Annotated in this window: 15 protein-coding genes; 11 read left to right on the forward strand and 4 right to left on the reverse strand. The window is 51.7% G+C overall.

Features of this window, described 5'->3' with window-relative positions; translation table 11 throughout:
- Nucleotides 1-10: 10 nt before the first annotated feature.
- From KUO20_RS06835 to KUO20_RS06850, 4 genes are all read left to right on the forward strand, one after another.
- Nucleotides 11-1,126, forward strand: coding sequence for an enoyl-CoA hydratase/isomerase family protein (locus KUO20_RS06835; protein WP_235042118.1), 1,116 nt, complete (start codon nucleotides 11-13; stop codon nucleotides 1,124-1,126).
- Nucleotides 1,127-1,157: 31 nt separating this feature from the next.
- Nucleotides 1,158-2,051, forward strand: coding sequence for a 3-hydroxyisobutyrate dehydrogenase (gene mmsB / locus KUO20_RS06840; protein WP_235042119.1), 894 nt, complete (start codon nucleotides 1,158-1,160; stop codon nucleotides 2,049-2,051).
- Nucleotides 2,052-2,103: 52 nt separating this feature from the next.
- Nucleotides 2,104-2,730 (forward strand): glutathione S-transferase family protein, encoded by a 627-nt coding sequence (locus KUO20_RS06845; protein ID WP_235042120.1) that lies wholly within the window; start codon nucleotides 2,104-2,106, stop codon nucleotides 2,728-2,730.
- 650 nt (nucleotides 2,731-3,380) lie between these two features.
- Nucleotides 3,381-8,609: a DUF4011 domain-containing protein gene (locus KUO20_RS06850; protein ID WP_235042121.1), complete on the forward strand. Its 5,229-nt coding sequence runs from the start codon at nucleotides 3,381-3,383 to the stop codon at nucleotides 8,607-8,609.
- A 75-nt stretch (nucleotides 8,610-8,684) separates the two neighbouring features.
- On the opposite strand, the gene KUO20_RS06855 is transcribed toward KUO20_RS06850, so the two are convergent.
- Nucleotides 8,685-9,614, reverse strand: a complete 930-nt coding sequence (locus tag KUO20_RS06855) for a ketopantoate reductase family protein (RefSeq protein ID WP_235042122.1) — start codon at nucleotides 9,612-9,614, stop codon at nucleotides 8,685-8,687.
- A 299-nt stretch (nucleotides 9,615-9,913) separates the two neighbouring features.
- On the opposite strand from KUO20_RS06855, the gene KUO20_RS06860 reads away from it, so the two are divergent.
- The gene (locus KUO20_RS06860; protein WP_235042123.1) at nucleotides 9,914-10,774 is read left to right on the forward strand and encodes a coiled-coil domain-containing protein; all 861 of its coding nucleotides are present in this window, start codon (nucleotides 9,914-9,916) and stop codon (nucleotides 10,772-10,774) included.
- A gap of 393 nt (nucleotides 10,775-11,167) precedes the next feature.
- On the opposite strand, the gene KUO20_RS06865 is transcribed toward KUO20_RS06860, so the two are convergent.
- Complete coding sequence (locus tag KUO20_RS06865) at nucleotides 11,168-12,820, reverse strand: sensor domain-containing protein (RefSeq protein ID WP_235042437.1); 1,653 nt, start codon at nucleotides 12,818-12,820, stop codon at nucleotides 11,168-11,170.
- Between the two features lie 479 nt (nucleotides 12,821-13,299).
- Between KUO20_RS06865 and KUO20_RS06870 the strand changes: the two genes are divergently transcribed.
- Complete coding sequence (locus KUO20_RS06870; RefSeq protein ID WP_235042124.1) at nucleotides 13,300-14,094, forward strand: 2OG-Fe dioxygenase family protein; 795 nt, start codon at nucleotides 13,300-13,302, stop codon at nucleotides 14,092-14,094.
- 62 nt (nucleotides 14,095-14,156) lie between these two features.
- Entirely contained in the window at nucleotides 14,157-14,597 is a 441-nt protein-coding gene (locus tag KUO20_RS06875; RefSeq protein WP_235042125.1) for an isochorismatase family protein, read from the forward strand.
- Nucleotides 14,598-14,851: 254 nt separating this feature from the next.
- Here KUO20_RS06875 and KUO20_RS06880 read toward each other — a convergent pair whose 3' ends face one another.
- Nucleotides 14,852-15,805, reverse strand: a complete 954-nt coding sequence (locus KUO20_RS06880) for a GlxA family transcriptional regulator (protein ID WP_235042126.1) — start codon at nucleotides 15,803-15,805, stop codon at nucleotides 14,852-14,854.
- A 159-nt stretch (nucleotides 15,806-15,964) separates the two neighbouring features.
- On the opposite strand from KUO20_RS06880, the gene KUO20_RS06885 reads away from it, so the two are divergent.
- The 4 genes from KUO20_RS06885 to KUO20_RS06900 all read left to right on the forward strand — a co-directional run bounded on the left by KUO20_RS06885 (nucleotide 15,965) and on the right by KUO20_RS06900 (nucleotide 19,255).
- Nucleotides 15,965-16,843 (forward strand): MBL fold metallo-hydrolase, encoded by an 879-nt coding sequence (locus KUO20_RS06885; protein WP_235042127.1) that lies wholly within the window; start codon nucleotides 15,965-15,967, stop codon nucleotides 16,841-16,843.
- A gap of 124 nt (nucleotides 16,844-16,967) precedes the next feature.
- Entirely contained in the window at nucleotides 16,968-17,513 is a 546-nt protein-coding gene (locus KUO20_RS06890; protein ID WP_235042128.1) for a cysteine hydrolase family protein, read from the forward strand.
- A 243-nt stretch (nucleotides 17,514-17,756) separates the two neighbouring features.
- Nucleotides 17,757-18,134, forward strand: coding sequence for a DoxX family protein (locus tag KUO20_RS06895; RefSeq protein WP_235042129.1), 378 nt, complete (start codon nucleotides 17,757-17,759; stop codon nucleotides 18,132-18,134).
- 728 nt (nucleotides 18,135-18,862) lie between these two features.
- Entirely contained in the window at nucleotides 18,863-19,255 is a 393-nt protein-coding gene (locus KUO20_RS06900; protein ID WP_235042130.1) for a DUF2784 domain-containing protein, read from the forward strand.
- A gap of 41 nt (nucleotides 19,256-19,296) precedes the next feature.
- On the opposite strand, the gene kynU is transcribed toward KUO20_RS06900, so the two are convergent.
- The gene (kynU, locus tag KUO20_RS06905) at nucleotides 19,297-20,541 is read right to left on the reverse strand and encodes a kynureninase (protein WP_235042131.1); all 1,245 of its coding nucleotides are present in this window, start codon (nucleotides 20,539-20,541) and stop codon (nucleotides 19,297-19,299) included.
- Between the last annotated feature and the right edge of the window lie 14 nt (nucleotides 20,542-20,555).

Genomic DNA, 20,555 nt, shown 5'->3' on the forward strand with positions numbered 1-20,555 from the left:
AGGACGGCCAATGAGCAGCGTACTGTTTACCGAACATGCCACCCGTGATGGGCATGTGATTGCAGAAATTAAACTCAATGCCGAGCGTTCGCTCAATGCGCTAACGCTTGAGATGTGTGAAGAGATGTTGCCCCGCTTAAACGCCTGGGCGTTAGACCAGCGGGTAGTCGCGGTACTGTTGGACAGCGCTGGTGAAAAAGCATTTTGCGCCGGTGGCGATGTGGTCAATCTGTATAAAGCCATTGCCGGCGAAGGCGACTCTAGCTTTCCCGAGCGCTTTTTCGAGACCGAGTATCGGCTCGACTATCTCTTACACACCTTTCCTAAGCCGGTCATCTGCTGGGGCAATGGCATTGTGATGGGCGGCGGCATGGGGCTGTTAAGTGCCAGCAGCCATCGTGTTGTCACGGAAACCTCACGTTTAGCCATGCCGGAAGTCACCATCGGCCTTTATCCTGATGTGGGTGCCAGCTGGTTTTTAAATCGACTGCCGAACGGCGCCGGGCGCTTTCTGGCCATGACCGGCTGCCAGATTAACGCGCCGGATGCGGTACACCTTGGCCTAGCCGACCGCTGTATTGCCAGCCACCACCGCGATGCCTTGATACAGCAGCTAACCGATGCTCGCTGGGGAAAAGGCGAAAATACCGATGCCAACGGCGTGGTGAACCGCATTATGCGTGAGCTTGAACAGACATCGCAGCCGGTGTTTGCTGAGCTTGAAGCACCTATTTACCAGCATTCACCGCTGATTCGCGAATTAATGGATCACGACAGCGTTGAGCAAATCGTCGCGGCCATTGCGGCAGTCAAAAGCGACAACAAGTGGTTCAGTAAAGCCCAGCAAACCTTGGCACACGGCAGCCCGGTGTCCATCAAGCTGATTGATGAACAGCTAACGCGCGCCCGGCATATGTCGCTGGCTCAGGTGTTTCAGTCAGAGATGGCGCTTTCAGTGCAGTGCTGCCGACACCGCGAGTTCCCTGAAGGCGTGCGGGCGCTGCTAGTCGATAAAGATGGCCAGCCGGCATGGTCCTATCCTGACGTTGCATCGGTTGAAGACGCCTTTATCACCGAGCTGCTAGCGTCGCCCTGGGATAACAATCCGCTTGCCGATCTGTCTTAAATCTTGTCACTAACAAATAAGGATAATAACAATGACCACTATTGCGTTTATTGGCTTAGGTAATATGGGTGGCCCGATGGCGGCCAACCTTTCTAAGGCAGGCTTTAACGTTCGCGCGTTTGATCTTTCGGCCGAGACGCTTGAGGTCGCTAAGTCTCATGGATGTGAAGTGGCTCGCTCTGCCCAGGAAGCCGCCACGGATGCCGACTTTGTGATTTCCATGCTGCCCGCAGGTAAGCACGTGCGTGGGCTCTATGTGGACGGCGAGGCGCCGCTATTTGATGTCATCAAGCAAAGCGCGCTGGTGATTGACTGCTCTACCATCGATGCTGATACCGCCCGCAGCGTGGCCGCCGCCGGTGCTGAAAAAGGCATTGGCTTTGTGGATGCGCCGGTGTCTGGCGGGGTAGGTGGTGCGCAGGCGGGCACGCTGACATTTATTGTGGGCGGCAGCGGCGCTCAGTTTGAGCAAGCTAAGCCCGTGCTTGATGTAATGGGCAAAAATATCTTCCATGCCGGTGATCATGGGGCGGGGCAGGTGGCTAAAGCGTGTAACAACATGCTGCTATCCATCCTGATGGCGGGCACCTGTGAAGCGATCAATATGGGCGTCAAAAATGGCCTCGACCCTGCCGTGCTGTCAGAAATTATGAAGCAAAGCTCTGGCGGCAACTGGGCGCTGAATGTGTATAACCCCTACCCAGGCGTGATGGAAAACGCACCGGCTTCCAAAGATTACCAGGGCGGTTTCCAAGTGGACCTGATGATCAAAGATTTAGGTCTCGCCATGGATATCAGCCAGCAAAGCGTCTCTGCCGTGCCCATGGGTTCTGCTGCGCGCTCGCTGTTCACCCTGCACAAAGCCAAAGGTAACGGAAAGCTCGATTTCTCAAGCCTGATGCAGTTTTATCAAGATAAACAGTAGCGATGGGAGGTAAACTCAGCCTCCTTACTATGCTCAAACAACAAGGATTGCCATGATTACGCTTTGGGGCCGCAACAACTCCACCAACGTTAAAAAAGTGCTGTGGGTGTTAGAAGAGCTTGAGCTGCCCTTTGAGCTAATCCATGCAGGGCTTCAGCACGGGGTGAATGACACTGCGGAGTACCTCGCCATGAACCCTAATGGCCTGGTGCCGCTGTTCAAAGACGATGCCACCGATAGCCTGCTTTGGGAATCCAACACCATTATTCGTTACCTTGCCGCGCTGTATGGTCAGCGCAGGCTTTGGATTGAGGCTCCCGCCGAGCGGGCACAGGCTGAAAAATGGATGGACTGGTCGAATAGCACGCTCTCGCCTAAACACCGTGCCATCTTGATAGGCTACGTAAGAACCCCGTTAGAAAAACGCGATAGCGCTGCCATTGAAGCAGCGATTAAAGAGTGTGAAGCGGCCTTTGCCATCATGGATAGCGCGCTCGCAAACCAGCGCTGGTTTTCCGGCGATGCTTTCGGCTTGGGCGATATTGCCATCGCCCCGTTTTTCTACAACTTATGGAACAGCGGCATTGCTTGGCAACCGCACCCCCACCTAGAGCGCTGGTACCAGCAGCTTACAGAACGTGCGAGCTTCCAGAAAATCGTAATGATTCCCGTTACGTGATTAGGCGGAGAGTTGCGCACTCACTGAACCGTTCAAACCTCAATGAAGGCACGAACAGTAGCGCGCGGTAACGAGCGCTAGCGAGGCACCCGCGAAAGGGCAGCGCACAGCTGCCCTGGCTGTTGTCTGAAACTTTAATTATCTGGTGAAAGCACTTCAGCGCGCGACGATCAAGCCACCCCCACCGCCCCTAAAACCCAGACTTCAACAATGCCACTTTCCGTCCATCTCCTTGTAAACCTCACACTGCAAACCATAATGCTCGTGGCCTTTCCCAAAAAATGACTTTACTCATTTGGACCGAGCATGGTGTAGCGCTAACTAAACAGCCGCTAGTAAAGATTGGTCAGGATGATAAAAATAAAAATAAAAATAAAAATAAAAATAAAAATAAAATTTAATTTGGTATAAATATTTGAAAAACATTGATTAATTTAATTTCTTTTCGCTTTGCCCACAAGAGTTTAAACGTAGGTGCTGGGAAGTGGAGAGCCAAGATAATACTATCTGCTTACATTATGATTCGTAAGATGTTTGGTGATACTAATCAACTTGGCCATTTAAAATATTGGTAGGGGTTGGGCATGGTGGGCTAGGCCGAAACGCGCATCTTGTGAACGGTTTATTAGAAATTTTGTTAAGGATAGCTCATGTCTCAAAATGGTCCATCGGCCCTTAAGCTGCACGTGACATTGGTAGAAAAGATTAACTTTGCCTGCCACCAAAGTGCCTTTGCAGTTCTGCGTGATTTGCGGATTGAAAATACCAATGAAGAACACGACCTCTCTGACCTAACCGTCACGTTAGATGCCTCTCCTGCCTTTGTTAAACAGAAAAACTGGAGAGTTGATCGTTTGGCAGCGGGTGGGCTATTGGCGTTAAAGGATCGAGATCTTGAACTAGATGGTGGCTTTCTTCTCGGCCTCACAGAATCAATGCGTGGGACGGTAACGTTTACGGTTCGACAGAGTGGCGAGGTTTTAACTGAGCAGAATATGCCGGTGGAGCTGTTAGCCTGCAACGAGTGGGGCGGGGCTTCCTATATGCCTGAGCTATTGGCAGCCTTCTGTACACCTAACGACCCAGCGGTAGACAAGCTGTTGGGACAAGCAAGCCACATTTTGCGCAAGGCAGGCAAGCCAGACCAAATCAATGGTTATGATGCTAATAGCCGTGAGCAGGTATGGCTAATGGCTTCAGCCATTTACAATGCAATTGTAAAGCTGCAACTAGGTTATGCGCTACCGCCAGCCAGCTTTGAGAAAAACGGCCAGAAAGTTCGTCTTCCTCACCTTATTGAAAGTGCTAAGGTAGCCACCTGCTTAGATACCACCTTATTATTTGCGGCCGCACTAGAGCAGGCTCAGCTGAATCCACTGGTCATTCTTACTGAAGGTCACGCGCTGGTGGGTCTTTGGCTCGAAAAAGAAGATCTTGCCAGTGTAGTGATTGATGAAGCAGAAACGTTACGTCAGCGCATCCCTTTACAAGAACTCATTCTCATTGAGACTACCTACACGACTAGCCATCCTTCGCCGCCTTTTTCTAAAGCGGTTGAGGCGGGTAATAAGCAAGTCTCGTTGGATAAAGACCATGAGTTTATTGCAGCGGTCGATATTCGTCGGGCGCGGGCGCACCGTATCAACCCTATTAGCTTAAAGTCTCAGGCAGAGTTGAGCAGCGAAACCAGCGAAACCAGCGACACAGCCGATATTTTTGAACCGACATTAGAAGAAGCCCCAGACCTACCGGCAACTACTGTTCATATAGAACAAGAGGTATTTGAGGATTCGCCAAGCGGGCGTTTAGAGCGCTGGCAGCGTAAGTTGCTAGACCTATCAGCTCGAAACCCATTGCTAAACCAAAAGCCCAGCAAAAGTAGCCTGCAGTTGGTATGCGGTGACCCCAGCGGGTTAGAGGATTTATTGGCGACAGGCGCGCGCATTTCAATCGCACCTTTTCCTAGATTACAGGCTCAAGAGCAAGACCAGGATATTCATCAGCAGCGAACGGGTGAGAATCTGAAAGATGTTTACTCCCGCGACGCGCTGACTAAGAAGCAAGTATTGGTAGAGCTGACCCAAGAGGAGCTAGAGAAACGCTCGGTAGACATTTACCGTAAGGCGCAAACTTCATTGAAGGAAGGTGGCTCTAATACTCTATTTTTAGCGGTTGGTTTTTTATTGTGGAAACCAAACGATAAAGGTAGCCGCCGTTATCGCGCTCCGCTGATTTTGCTGCCTGTTTCGCTAGAACGAAAGTCGGTGCGTAGTGGTGTGAAGATGGTCGCAAGCGATGATGAACCGCGATTCAACACAACGTTGCTGGAGTTATTGAAGACAGATTTTGCTATCGATATCAAAGGCCTTACTGGCGCTCTGCCCGAAGACGAGAGTGGAGTAGATGTGAGCGGCATTTGGAACCGGGTGCGCCATGCCATCAAGGCGGTGCCTGGCTTTGAGGTGGTGGAAGATGTAGTGCTTGGGCACTTTTCTTTCGCTAAGTATTTGATGTGGAAAGACCTGATGGATCGCTCCGAAGCGCTAAAGGAGAGTCCAGTGGTGAAGCATCTTCTGGATACTCCTCGCGAGCCCTACGACAGCGATATTCGTTTTGTAGAAGCTAAAGATATTGATCGTGAATACACGCCTGCGGATTTATTAACCCCACTGCCTGCTGATTCTTCCCAGATGTCGGCCATTGCCACAGCAGATAGAGGGAAAGATTTTGTCATTATCGGCCCGCCTGGTACGGGTAAGAGCCAAACGATCGGCAACCTTATTGCCCATATGCTAGGCAAAGGAAAAAAAGTACTTTTCGTATCTGAGAAGACAGCAGCTCTTGACGTGGTGCATCGCCGCTTACGTGAAATTGGACTTGGCCAGTTCTGCCTTGAGCTTCATTCCAATAAAGCTAAAAAAGCAGATGTGTTGGATCAGTTGCGGACTTCCTGGACTAGCGCTTCTGCATCGTCAGCGAACGATTGGAAGGCAGAGGGTGAACGGCTTAAAACACTGCGTGATCGCTTGAATCACGTCGTGAATGCCTTGCATCGACGCCACCGTAACGGTTTGACAGCGCATTATGCGATGGGCGTTAAAATTCGCGATGCCGGCTTGGCTGCTAAGGTGAAGCTTAGCTGGGCTAAAGCCGAGATTCACGATGAGCAGCAATTGGAACAACTTCGCGCAATAGCGTCACTGTTAAGCGTTCAGGCGAAGGCAGTGGGCAACTTGGTGGATCATCCTCTAAGCGTCATTCAACAACACGATTGGCGTCCTCAGTGGCAGGAAGAGGTCGTCAGTGTTGCCCGGCAGCTAAAGAAAAGTGCCGATAAAATGTCGCATGAACTGTCAGCCGTTGAGAAAGCTTTGGGGATTCGCTTAGGTACGCTCAATTTTGCCAAGTTCTCTGCCGTGGCGGAGTGCTGCCAAGTGTTGTTGGATGCCTATCGCCAATCAGCTTCGTTCGCTCTTGAGCCCGATGCACCTGACCTCTTTGACGCGCTAGAGGAGGCGGTAATTCAGCTTAAAACCTATATCGCCACCCAGGCTAAACTAAGCTGCAGTTATGCGCCTTTGGCTTGGCAGCAACTAGACACTACGGTGCTAGGCCCGGCTTGGGCAGCAGCCAATCAAACGTGGTGGCCAAAAAGCTGGTTTGCCAAGCGTGGTGTGGTGAAGCAGTTGCGTGAAGGAGGAGCGCAAGGCACACCAAATCCAGACAACGATATTCCTGTTTTAACGCAGCTACGCGAAACGGGCAGCAATATTGATCGTTTAGATGCCCTACTGAAAGGGATTAAGGGATGGGACGCTTATAATTCTGATCCGGAGGCCATGGCTGCGTTAAAACTCTTGGGGACACGTGCACGTGTAGCGGTGGGTAAACTGGCTGATGATGCTGAGACCTTGACGTCGCTGCGCGCTAAGATTCGCTCGTTGTTATACGACGCCAATGATTTGCTAGCACCTGAGGCCCCGATAGGTCGAGTCATTATTGATTTTCAAGCAACCTTTGACGAGTTTACTGTACTGAAAAGCCAGTTCGAAGACTTGATTGGTGCTGTTCTGGAAAGACATTTACCTGCCGAAGAGCCCGCGTTAACCGCAGTGAGCGCGCACTGCCAGCAGATTGTAGAACACCATATTTCACTTAAAGAGTGGTGCGCTTGGATGCGTCGGCGTACTGAGGCACTAGATTATCAGCTTGGGCCTCTGGTCGATGCTATTGAGCAGGGGAACATTGATACTGATCAAATAGAAGATGTGTTTGAAGCCGCCTACTGTGAATGGTGGTCGTCAGCAGTCATTGGCGAAGATGACGTACTGCGAACTTTCTCATCGCCTGAGCATCAGGCTGCAATACAAAATTTCCGCGAGCTTGATACTCGTTTCAGTGCTCTGACAGCCAAGTATATTGCCGCGCGCTTGTCTGGTGAGATTCCCGACCAAGATGCGATTCAGAAAAGCTCTTCTTGGGGTGTGTTGCGACACGAATTGCAGAAAAAAATGCGTCATAAGCCCGTTCGGGAAATGATGGAAACCATCCCCGGTGTGATTACTACGCTTGCTCCGTGCCTGATGATGTCTCCGCTATCTATCGCGCAATTCCTCTCGCCAGGTCAGGCATTGTTCGATGTGGTGATTTTTGATGAAGCCTCACAGATCACGGTGTGGGATGCGGTTGGCTCTCTCGCCCGAGGTAAACAAGTCATTGTGGCAGGCGACCCGAAGCAAATGCCCCCAAGTAACTTCTTTGGTCGCTCTGATGATGACCCTGATGGCGATGTGGATGGTGAGGGCGATCTTGAAAGTATTCTTGATGAACTAATGGGCGCTAGCATTCCCCTGCGAGTACTAAATTTACATTACCGCTCTCGCCGAGAGAGTCTGATTGCGTTCTCTAATAGTCGTTACTATGACAATTCACTCGTTACCTTTCCTGCGCCTGTTCATCCTGATAAAGGTGTATCGCTGGTGCGCCCAGAAGGTTTTTATGCGCGTGGCAAGGCGCGGCATAACCAAGGAGAAGCTAAGGCAATTGTCTCGGAAATTATACGGCGTCTTACCTCTGAAGATGCCGCGGCGCGTCGGCAGTCAATTGGCGTGGTTACCTTTAATACCGAACAGCAGAGCTTAATTGAAGATCTGCTTGATAAAGCCCGTGGGGAAGACCCAAGCATTGAATGGGCGTTCTCTGATGACGAGCTAGAACCGGTATTTGTGAAAAACCTGGAAACCGTGCAAGGCGATGAGCGAGACGTCATATTGTTTAGCATCACCTACGGGCCCGACGAATCCGGGCACGTAACGATGAACTTTGGCCCGTTGAACCGTAATGGTGGTGAGCGACGGTTGAATGTCGCCATGACTCGCGCTCGCTCTGAAATGGTGGTGTTTTCCACGCTAGCACCGGAGCGCATCGATTTATCCAGAACGTCCGCTAGGGCGGTCGCCGATTTAAAACACTTCTTGGAGTATGCCGAGCGGGGGGCTTCAGCGTTGGGCGCAGCCGTGCATGGCTCTATCGGTGACTTTGAATCACCTTTTGAAGTCGCCGTAGCGAGAGGGCTTCGCGAAAAAGGCTGGATAGTGCATCCACAAATCGGTGTGTCTGCCTACCGTATTGATATGGGGATCGTGCACCCGGATAAACCCGGTGTTTATCTGGCAGGTATTGAGTGTGATGGTGCCATGTATCACAGCTCCGTTTATGCCCGTGAGCGCGATAAAGTACGCCAGAGTGTGTTGGAAGGCTTGGGCTGGACGCTATTCAGAGTCTGGTCAACAGATTGGTGGATTCATCGTGCGAAAGCGTTAGACATATTGGATGCATCTTTAACCCAGCAGTTGGAGAAGAGCACTGCTGACAAATAGTGAAGCCAGCCAATGCAGCATCCCCCGAGCTTCGGGGGATGCTCGTTCTGCTGGACGGTGAAATATAAGTGGGGGTTAGCTCAAGTACCGAGCCTCCAATGCCTCTATCTCTCTATTAAGCCCATTTAACACCTCACAACTCAATCCGTGATGTTCTGCACGCTCAATCAGCGGGCCTAAAATTGCCCCGCGCTCGGTAGGGCGTTTCGCTGCCACATCCTGCAACATCGACGCCTTATTATTAGCGGTGTTCCTCACTACCTGCCACACCATCGACAGCCAGGCGTTTTCATCGGTTGCTCCCTTCGGCGGCTGAATGCCCTCAGCTAACATAATCGCCGCGACTTCCTTTACCACTGCCTCCACCTGGCCTGAATACGCCGCATCTCGTAACTCGCCGTTACGCACGCCATTTAGCGCCACCAGCGGATTAATCGCCGCGTTCACCGCCAGTTTCTGCCATAGGCGACTACGAATATCATCCACCGCGGTTGCAGCAAGCCCTGCCTGGTTTAATGTTTGGGCAAGCGTTTGCGCGAGCCCGCCGTGCTGATTGTTTAGATCCCCTATAAACGTATGCCCACGCCCCGCATGCACCACGCCATCATCGCCCGTTAAGTAAGCGCCTTCAGTGGTGGTGGCACACAACACAGGCCCGGGCCACGCTTGAGTAATACGCGGCTGCGCCAAAAAACCGTTTTGCCACAGTACCAGTGGAGTCGTCGCAGGAATCACATCCGCAAGGCTTGCCAGCGCTGCCTCAGCGGCCATCGCTTTAGCGGTGATATGCACATAGCAGGGCAGGCCATTTGCTTTAAGCGCGATCTGCTCCAACGTGTACAACTTCAAACGCTGTAAACGCTGCTCGCCTTCTGGCGTGGTAACCACTTGTTGTTCAGGCAGTGCACGGCGACCGATGAGCGTCGTAGTGGTTAAAGGTGAAAGCGAATGGGCCAACAGACGGCCAATGGCCCCAGGGCCGATAATCCAGTGGGTGTCTTTCATTGAGTACGTTACTCAGCAGAGAGGTTGCCCCAAGCTTACCGCGTTCATTATCCAGAAATGAAGGTAGCCAATGGCGGATGATGTGGCTAACTATTGTCTGTGCATTACTATCTGCTCATTGCTATCTGCTAACGTCGAGGCTAAAAGATGTCGTTTCAGGGACTAACAGCCACACTGAGATCACTCGTTGCAGTATTGCCATGATAATATTTAATCAGATAACGAGCCGCTGGCCTTCGGGCGCTAGCTGCCCTCATTAACGATACCAGTAGATGCTAATCAACACAGAGGATGCACCAATGGCAGGGACGAATTCATCATCAACAACCGCACTGTTAAGCGATAACCGTGTAAAGGTGATTTTAGCCATCACCGTTATTGCCGTGATCTGGGCCGCCGTCGCGCACACCATTGCTGGATCGCGAAAAGATAGTATGGAGGCACTGGAAACACGGCTAGCTGAAACTGAGCGCCAGCATCAGCAGATTCAAGCACAGATGACCGAAGTAGAAGCGGCAGAGCTTGACTTAGCAACGCTGCAGCAGCGGATGGGCAACCTTGAGGTTGAGCAAGCCGAGGCTGAAGCGGCGCTAGCGTCGACACGCGCAGACATTGCTAATACGGAAGACGATTTGACCGCGTTACGAGGTGAGCGTGAGACCCGCGAGAAAGAAACGGGCACCCTTAATGAGCAGATAGACGAAAGGCAGAATCGCCTTGATGAACTAAATGAGACGTACGCCCAGGTCGAAAAAGACAATGAAGAGGCCGAAGCTGCCCGTGACGAGGCTCAACAGGCGCGCCAAGAGGCAGAAGAGGCCCGCAGTGAAGCCGAAGCACGACTCGATGACCTAAACGCCCAGATTGATGAGGCCAATACGCAACTTACCGCGGTTGGTGAACAGGTAAGTGAAATCGAAAAAGACAATGAAGAGGCCGAAGCTGCCCGCGATGCTGCCCAACAGTCGCGCCAAGACGCAGAAGAGGCACGCGGTGAAGCCGAAGCTCAGCTCGATGAGCTAAACGCCCAAGTTGATGAGGCCAATACGCAACTTACCAATGTTGGTGAACAGGTAAGTGATTTAGAAAAAACGCGTGATGCGCTTAGCATTGAAATCAACTCGCTCAATGTGATGCGCGCCGAAGCGCAAACGCCTTAACAAGCGGCATCGCTCAGTGCAGCGGCCTCTCCGCTAATTAAGCAGAGAGGTCGTTCAGTATTAGCTTCTCAGGCGGACTACAGCGACCAATCAGCTTGTATAGCCGCTATAAGGGAATGGGTAAAGCTACCTGACAGACGGCTAATGGCTAATGAAGTGATCACGCATAATCTGCGAAACTTGAGGTTCATTAGGATTTGTTGATTTTCCCAGCGAGTACGTTGTTCACGACCTATCTTCCCAAGCCGATGACATCGCCAAGTCAGGCAAAGCGGCTCAGAAATGTGAGCACGGAAATGAGTCTTCATGTGTTGGCTTACAGCCTGAAGCGCGTCATAAAAATATTGGGAGTCAATGCGTTGATGAGGATTGTGCGTCAAATCACGGCGAGTCTCAGTTCAACAGCCCTTCGTGACTAGGCACGAAACCGCCCAGCAGGCGGTCGATTTCCTTAGCAGGCATCGGACGGTAGAAGAAGAACCCCTGGACGAGGTCGCAATGCATTTCGCGAAGCAATGACCACTGTTCGGCGTTCTCGACGCCTTCGGCCACCACCTCCAATCCCAACCGATGGCCGATGAAGATAGCACCCTCCAGGATGGCCCTATCCTTCGGCTGTGTGGGAGCGTCGTGGATGAAGGAGCGATCGATTTTCAGGGCGGTGACTGGAAAGTGCTTGAGATAGCTCAGGGAGGAATAGCCGGTCCCGAAGTCGTCAATAGCAATGCGAATACCGCGATGATAGAGGCGCCGCAGGTCCTCGAGGACAGTCTCATCGGCTTCGATCAGGACATTCTCGGTCAATTCGATGCCAATATCCCGCGGACCTAAGCCGTGACGCTGTAACGAGTCCTCGAAGCTCTTGAGGGTATCGGGACACACCAGTTGACGCCCCGAGACATTTATGTCGATGCGGTGCTCATGAAATCCCTTGGCACGCCATTCCACCTGCTGGCGGCAAGCCTCTTCGATGACCCAGTCGCCCAGACGATGGATCACACCGGAACGCTCGGCCAGCGGGATAAACTCGGCAGTCGAGATCGGCGGGCCCTCGGCAGGCTGCCAGCGTATCAAGGCCTCGAGATTCTCTATTCGCCCACTGGCCGCCGAGACCTGGGGCTGGTAGTGAAGGGAGAATTCACCGTTATCCAGGGCTTCATCGAGTCGTGCCGAGAGATAGTGCTGGCGAACCAGCTCATCATGGAGCTTCTGTTGGAAGAAGCGTACATCACCCCGGCCATCCAGTTTGGCGCGATTCTTGGCAACATCGGCATTACGGATCAATTCGCGTGATGATTCACCATTCTCGGGAAAGAGCGCCACGCCCAGGCAGGCCGTGACCTGACGCTCCCGACCATCCAGGACAAAAGGTTCCCGAAAGACATTCTGGACATGGCGAACGACCCGTCTGGCATCGGAGTCCAAGTGGATGCCGGGAAAGGCCAGCACGAATTCATCGCTAGAGACACGGGACACCAGGTCAGTGGCTCGCTGGCACTCTCTCAGTCGCCGAGTCAGCTCAATGAGCAGGAGATCGCCCTGATCATAGCCAAGGGCATCATTGATCTCGACGAAGTGGTCGATGTCCAGGTAGATGGTTGCCAGGCCATTGCCCTGGCGTCGACAGGAATCCAACAGACTGTCCAGGTCGGCCTCGAAGGTCTGGCGGTTAGGGAGGTGGGTGAGCCTGTCGAAACGGGTGGCGAATTCCAGGTCACGGTGGGCGCGCTTTTGGTCGGAAAGATCGACATCCACGCAGAACATTAAGGGGGAGTCGGTATGCTCATTAAGCATCAGATGCTGCGAAAAGACCGATATCAGTTCACCGGTTTTGTGCTTGAGCTCGAGTTCCTCAGCGGGTATATCCATCCCTTCTTTGATCCAGGCACTATGAGCCTGGATCACCCCATCACGCATGAAGGCAGGAATGATAAGATCTTCCAGTAGCTGTCCCTGGGCTTCCTTAGCGGTATAGCCATAGAGACGAGTGCTACCCTCATTCCAGTAAATCACTCGCCGATCGCGATCATACCCCTGAACCGCCATCTTCGGCAGACTCTCCAGAAGGGCGCGGAATCGCTGCTCACTCTCCAGATACTGGCGGCGTACTAACTCGACTTCTTCTCTGCAGGCATCATGCGAATCGATGCCATCAGTGGAAGGTGTCTTTGACACCTCCAACACGAGCGCACCGGCAAACTCCCTGCGGTTATCCTTCAGGCGCTCCGGATATCTTTGATGACGGGAATCGCTGGCACTCATGGGATTCACTTAAAGAAAAAACACTGTCAAGAGCCATCATAATGGCAACAATAAGTACTTTATTGTGATTATCCTACACCTATGTGTAAGAGGAACCTACACATATACGTCATCAGCGGTCTGATCCTGTTTTCAAAAAAATCACTCTTTCTTATTACATTTGTTGACATATCGTTGCAAATATTTTCACTTCTCTCCTGTTGACCGCGTTCTTACACCGGCAACACAGGGCGATTCCGCCCAGTTAACAGGAGAATACCAACATGAAACTCGATACCCTCAAGCACGGTTTCGATCTCACCTCCATGCCCGCCGATTCACTTGCTGATTATTGGAATCCGGGAGTGACCGAGGCGCTGAAGCATCAGGATTGGGCGAAAACCGATATTCGGGAGCGAATCGATCTGACAGCCTGGCAGGAGTTTGCCGCCGATCTTCCGCGGGATCCCTATGTCAACCAGCGGTGGAAGCGGATGTCCTGGCTCGCTCTGAACGATCATGGAGATGTCGAGGACATGGGCCAATGCCCGATGGCCCAGGGGGGATCCTTCAATGACGCGGAAAGCATGGCCGACCGCTTGCGTTTCTATGATCCGCTGACAACTGAATTCATGGCACGCCCGGATGTGAAGGCCTTCGTTGGCGCCTGGGCAAAGCTGTGGAGTATCGGTGCGCACGAACCGATCCTGATGCAGATCACCGGGGTTCGCGGAGAAGGCAGCATCGACCCCCTTCAGGGTCAGGGGATTCATGCCGATGGCTGCAAGGCCCTGAGCATTCTGGTCCTCAATCGAGAAAACGTGGCAGGGGGTGAAAACCACCTCTACGGCGACAAGGCTGGCACGCAGCCCTTGGTCGATATCATCCTGGATCCGGGTGATATCCTTCATCTGAGCGATGACCGGCTATTCCACAGTGTCGATGGGATCGAACAGCTCGACAGCGAAGCACCTTTCGAGCGGTTTATCATCATCATCAACAGCCGCTTCGTGGACGACTTCCAGAACCGCATGTTGCGTCGCCACTTCCCGAAAGCGGTCCTCAATGAGATCGACTGACACTCTCGGTAAATTGAGAACCTAGCAACACCAACGCCCCCAGAACTCCGGGGGCGTCTTGATTGCGGGCCAGAAATGGCGCGCAGCGCCTGACTGGCGCTGTTCCCGAAGGTGATGCTGGGGGTGAAAGTCCTCTGCACGCCCGGCAAGGGGAGGTGCTAGTCGAACAGAAAGCCAACATGGCGCGGGCTCACCGAAGGGTGGTTGCCAACAAAATGAAACAGCGAGCTTTAATTTTAATTGACGTTCAAAAAGGACTAAGTGGTTTAGTAATTGTCGGAGTGACGACAGACTATTGTGTTTCAACTACCACGCGCATGGCGGGCAATCTTGGTTTCAATGTTGAATTGGTACACGACTGCACAGCAACCTTTGACCGCAAGGGCATCAACGCTGAAGTGCTGTGCGCAGATGAAATGCAGCGAATAAACGTGGCAAGTTTGAACGGTGAATTTTGTAGAGTCGTCGATACGTCAAAAGTCTTGTCGGTCATAAGGGCATAACGAGGCGCTGCAGTTGACCGCTCAAAACACTGCGTGTTTTGGTTCTCTCCGCGCTACAGCGGCAACTGAGCTTCGGCGTTATGCTGCATAACAGGAACGTGAGCTTTCTAACCAACGATGATTTTCAACCCATATGTCGATTAACGCGCCATCGGCCTTTGCAACATGGCCTTCTCACCACCAATAATGGATTCTCGCTCGTCGCTCGTCGCGCCGACGAAACCATTAACGCAGGGTGCGCGGTCCAGCAAAAGTCAGGCGCTGTGGCCGAAGGTCTTACGCCAGTCGCGCGGGCTGACCTGATGATGCTGTCTAAAATGCTGACGAAATGACGTCGCTGTATGAAAACCAACGCTTTCTGCAATCGCTTCTACCGACAAGGATGTGGTTTCCAGTAGTTCTCGCCCACGTCGTAACCGCTCGTTCACTAGCCACTCCACTACCGTCATGCCGGTGGCTTTTTGAAAGTGACGAGTGAAGGTGCGTCTGCTCATGGCGGTACGATCAGCGAGCGCATCAATGCTATGCGAAGCGGCTAGGTTTTCTCTTAAATAGTCCAGTAATCGATTGATATGGGCGTCTTGAGTGGAGACGGCCACCGGCTGCTCAATGAATTGTGCCTGCCCACCTTCCCGGTGTGGCGGAACGACCATGAGTCGGGCAATTTTGTTGGCAATCGGCGCGCCGTAATACTTGCGTACCAAGAACAAACAGCAGTCCAAGCCAGCAGCCGTGCCTGCAGATGTCACCAGGCGATCTTCTTCTACATAAAGCGCATTGGTGTCGAGCTTGATGCTTGGGAAGCGGTCGCTAAAGTCCTGCTCGGCCATCCAGTGAGTTGAGGCTTTTTTACCGTTTAGCAGCCCCGCGTAGGCCAGCGCATAAGTGCCGTAACAGAGCCCCACTACATAAGCGCCCCGCTCATGACAGCGGACGAGTGCCTCAGCTAACTCAGTGGATGGCGGTTCATTCAGATCGTGCCAGCCGGGCACCACGGCTATATCCACGTTGTCCAAGAGCGTTAAATCGCCATCGGGCCTTATGGTCATTACTCCCTCACTCTCCAGTGATTTCCCCGCTGGTGCCACGATAGAAAGATCAAATAGCGGTTGATCGGGCAAGCCCATGCCGAACACCATATAGGGCACAGAAAAGTGGAAAGGGCTGATACCTGAGTGGAGAATTAATCCGACACGTGGCAGGGACAAGGTTTATCTCCTAAGTTGGTTCCTAAGATTTTCTTTGCTTAACATTACCGTGTTGGCCCAAAATTTTCGATCATTGTCTTTCAGGCCAATTTTTTTAATGATTGCTCTGCTTTAAACTGCTTGGTATCGATCCAACAACGTATTGAAGGAAATAGTTAGATGCCTATGAAACCCTTAGCCAGTTCACTTCTCTTAGCCTCGGCTGTCATCACCGGCAGCGCATTCGCAGAATCTAACTCTCAGGAGACAACGCAGCAGCTACAGCAGATTCGCAATGCAACGGTGAAGGTCACCTATGGAGATACCACTTTCCTGATTGACCCAATGCTGGCCGACAAGGGCACCTACCCAGGCTTCGAGAATACCTATCGTAGCGAGTTGCGCAATCCGCTGGTGGAGTTGCCGATGCCTGCAGAGGACGTGATCAATGGCATAGATGCTGTCATCGTCACCCACACTCACCTTGATCACTGGGATGACGCCGCTCAAGAGCTGTTGCCGAAGGACATTCCTTTGTTCGCTCAGAATGCTGCCGATGCTGAGCTGATTCGCTCTCAGGGTTTCACCGATGTGCGCATTCTTGAAGATGGCACCGAATTCGGCGGAGTTCAGCTTCACAAGACGGGCGGCCAGCATGGCTCGGACACCCTCTATGCTGTTCCTGAACTGGCGCAGTCGCTCGGCGAGGTTATGGGCGTAGTCTTTGAAGCGCCAGGGCAGAAGACCACCTATGTGGTCGGCGATAGCGTATGGCGCGACGAGGTTGAGCAAGCGCTAGAGCGCTTTAACCCGGAGGTAATTGTGCTGAATACGGGTGCCGCCGTGGTGACTGGCTTTGAAGGTGATCCCATTATTATGGGCAAGGAAGACACCTTGCGCACCCATCAGGCGGCTCCTAATGCGACCATCATCACGGTGCATATGGAGGCCGTGAATCACTTGACGCTGAGCCGTGACGAGCTAGCCGAATACGTGCAGGAACAGGGGCTTCAGGATCACGTCTTGATTCCCGCCGACGGCGACGTTGTCTCCTTCTGATCTCTAAGGGGCTGCTATACTTATGGCGGCCCGTTTATTTCTACCAGCGAGTCGGTAGAGCTCTCGATCAGAGAGCGATGACGCTAAAACGCTGGGTAAACGCCACTGAAAGAGGATTAATTACATGACTAACCGTGCCATTATTGTTGTCGATATCCAGAATGAATATTTTCCCGGCGGCAAGCTTGTGCTAGAAGGTATTGAACAGGCCGCAACGAATGCAGCCAAGGTCATTGAGCATGCTCGATCGGCAAAAGACCTCGTCGTGTATTTTCGACATGAGTCCGCCGATGCGAACGCACCTTTGTTTACCCCTGATACGCAGGCAGTGACTGTCCATTCCATCGTCGCCCCCCTTGAATCAGAAAAAGTGCTAATGAAGCATTTCCCCAATTCGTTTCTTAACACCGGTTTGAAAGAGCTACTAGACCAGCAGGGTATTGAAGAAGTCGTGGTCATCGGCGCCATGAGCCACATGTGCATTGATGCAACCAGCCGAGCGGCTTCAGACTTTGGCTATAAGACAACGATTATTCACGATGCCTGCGCCACAATGGATCTTGAATTCGCTGACGTGAAAGTGCCTGCTCATCAGGTTCACGCCTCGATAATGGCAGCCTTGGAATTCGGTTACGGCAAGGTAATAACCACGGGCCAATATATCGAGTAACGCCTCTGTCTTTGCAACGCAGCCCTCACTGTCGCCTTCATAGCACTGCTAATGAAAGGCGTCGGTGAGGGCTGAATCGCCAATAATGGATTCCCGCGCTAAGCGGGTTGATGTCGTTAAACCAGCTATAAGTGTAGGGCCGCTTCTGGACGAAAGCAGGTAGCAAAAGAGCGTTGGCATGCTGTATAACCAACCTTGCTGTGTTTTTTATAACGCACAAGAATATAATGTTTAGGAAATAACATGCCAAGAATTCCGTTGCTTATCATCGCTTTATTCTTTCTTATTGGCGGTGTTGCTCATTTTGTCTTTACTGATTTTTTTGTAATGGCCATGCCTGACTATTTGGGTTATCACAAAGAGCTGGTATTGATTAGCGGCATTTTTGAATTGCTAGGCGCTATGGGTATTTTGATTCCCAAAACTCGGTTTCTGGCAGGGTGCGGGTTAATCGCTTTAATTGTTGCGGTTTATCCGGCCAATATCAACATGGCGTTACATGCAGAGAGATACCCTGATATTTCGGAAATATTTCTATATGCCCGTTTGCCTTTACAGTTTTTGTTTGTCTGGTTTGTTTGGTGGGCTATTCATCTTGAAAAGCGCAAAACAGCTATTTGATTATATTTTTTTAATTATCATTGATTAGGGGGTAGCAATTAAGGCTTTAGGGGGAAGAAAAGTAACAGCAGAGCCGTTGTTACTTTTCGTTGTTTGTTAGCGTATTTTGTTCAAATTAACACGCTGTTTTGGCCGTACTAAATCTTTCAAGCTGGCTCTGGCTAAATTCTAAAATAACTAATTGTTAGATGCCCTTAATGACCTAGTACGTTGGTTTCATTTTTCTTTGTCGCTTTGGCTGCTTTCTTTTCCTTGGGTGTTAAAAGCGGTTTCTTTTTAAGATTTTTTTTACTATCTTGACCTTTGCTCATGATGTTATTCCTGTCATTAATAAATGAAGTTGCCTAGCATCAGTAAGAACCAATCTGAGGATAGTTTTGCAGTGTTGCCACAAATGCATCGAATCCAGAGTGCATTGTTTTTCCAGTATGGCCCTAATCAGGGGTAACTGAAAGACATTGTTTTATTCGCGACTTTTTCACGCTTTTGGTACCTCTAAGCCTTAGGCTTTAAGTCGGCTACTCAATAAATTGCGAATAATAAATTGTTTATCGATTAATAAGATGTTGATTTTTAAATGAAAATAAATAATCGAAGAAGACGTTGCAATAGCCGCTGGAGGGGAATGTCCACCAGTGCCAACGGACAGATGTAACATGTGCTGTTTTTTTCAGTGGCCTTGTAAATAAATGGCTATTTTGCGTATCCACCTTGATTAGCCTTTCCCTATGTCAGAATTATTTTTACTACGCTTAGCCGATGTTATTCTCAGTGTCCACGTGCTGTTTGTGGCCTTTGTGGTGCTGGGGTTACTCGCCGTTTACGTAGGATTTTTCCTGAACTGGCAATGGGTGCGCCACAGGGCGTGGCGGATTATTCACCTATGCGCCATTGGCTACGTGGTGGGGCAAGCTTGGCTCGGCGCGGTTTGTCCGTTAACGACGTTGGAAATGGCGCTGCGCGAAAAAGCGGGCGCCATAGCCTACAGCGGTTCGTTTATTCAATATTGGCTCCAGAGCCTGCTTTACTACAGCGCGCCGGAGTGGGTATTTCTTATGGTGTATACGATTTTCGGTGGCCTAGTGTTGGCCAGCTGGTTTGTTGTGCGCCCTAATCGCTAGGCGAGTAAGCGGGATCCAGGGCTGTAGTGAGTAAGATTCCTCTACGTGACCGCGCCACGAACATGAAACTGTGGATCTTGGTACTCGCCGCTTTCAACGACGTCTCGAAAGTGGTTAGCCGCTTGCCAAACGTCTTCAAAGCTAAGGTAAAGCGGCGTAAAGCCAAAGCGCATGAGCCCCGGTTCACGGTAGTCGCCGATAACACCGCGAGCAATGAGCGCTTGAACGATGGCGTAACCGTTTTGGGTGTCGATGAGCGATACCTGACTGCCGCGCTGGCTGGCCGCCGGGGTGATATCTTCAATACCGTAGCGGTTAAAAATATCGCCTAAACACTTAAGAAATAACTCGCTCATTGCCACGCTTTTAGCCCGTACGGCCGCCATGTCGACCTCTGCCCACAGAGTTAGCGAGGCTTCCAACGCTGCGTAAATGATGGCCGAATGTGTGCCTGTGCGAAAGCGAGCAATACCGCTTGCGGGGGTGTAGTCGGCATCAAACGCGAAGGGCGATGCATGCCCGTGCCAGCCAGAAAGCGGCTGCCAGCCACGGTCTTGATAGTCGCTGTGCACGTACAGAAAAGCCGGTGCGCCAGGGCCACCGTTGAGATATTTATAGGTACAGCCCACCGCATAGCGGGCGCCGCTGTTGTTAAGCTCGATAGGTAGCGCGCCTGCCGAGTGAGCTAAGTCCCAAATCACCTCAGCGCCATGTTCGTGAACCAAGCGGGTGGTGGCCGCCATGTCGCGAAGCTTGCCGGTGCGATAGTTGACCTGGCTAAGCACTACTACCGCCACGCCGTCCAGATGCTTGGCCAGGTCGCCATCTTCAGGCAGAAAACGATGCTCTGCGCCGCTTATCCGGCAAAAACCCTGGGCGATATATCCATCGGTAGGGAAGTTGCCACCCTCGCTAAGCACCGCTTGGCGCTCCCCCTGCCGCTGGCCGATGATATAACCAAGCAGCTTGAAGATGTTCAAAGTGATATTGTCCGTTACGGTAACTTCACCGCGTTGGGCGCCAATCACCGGTGCTAATAGATTGCCTAATCGTTCGGGAGCGTCAAACCAGCCTTGGTTCCAGCCTTTAATCAGCTCATCACGCCACTGGTCTAAGGTATCGTCCACGGCCTTTTTGGCGGCGATAGGCTGAGCTCCAAGGGAATTGCCATCCAAGTACAGCACGCCTTTGGGTAGGGCGAAGCGGCGCTTAAAACTGGCTAAAGGGTCGTTTTGGTCCATCTCTTGGACACTGGTCAGACTCACCCCGTTTTGACTTGCACTCATATCTCTACTCCCGA

It is taken from the genome of Vreelandella profundi (assembly GCF_019722725.1).
Lineage (GTDB): Bacteria > Pseudomonadota > Gammaproteobacteria > Pseudomonadales > Halomonadaceae > Vreelandella > Vreelandella profundi.